This window comes from Shewanella sp. SR44-3 (assembly GCF_014163735.1).
Taxonomy (GTDB): Bacteria; Pseudomonadota; Gammaproteobacteria; order Enterobacterales; family Shewanellaceae; genus Shewanella.
Genome location: NZ_JACJDV010000153.1, coordinates 1 through 233, shown reverse-complemented (window position 1 = coordinate 233; position 233 = coordinate 1). Strand labels below are relative to the sequence as shown.

Annotated in this window: 1 protein-coding gene; it reads left to right on the top strand. The window is 57.9% G+C overall.

Translation table 11 applies throughout. From position 1 onward, the window contains the following. A partial coding sequence (locus H5073_RS18190; RefSeq protein WP_220488116.1) for a VCBS domain-containing protein occupies positions 1-233 on the top strand: 233 nt, incomplete at both ends.

Here is a 233-nt window from a genome sequence, read left to right as displayed (position 1 = left end):
GACATCCCTGAGATTGCGGGCGATGATCTGGGCGCGGTCACTGAAGACGCCAACAACCCAACCTTAACTGACACTGGCACCTTGACCATCAATGATGCCGATGCAGGGCAGTCTGTATTCCAGGCAGGCACAGGCACCCCAAGCGCGGGTGCGCTCGGCAGCTTGACCATTGATGCTACGGGCAACTGGACTTATAACGTCGCGAACGCCGATGTGCAGTATTTGGCGGAAGG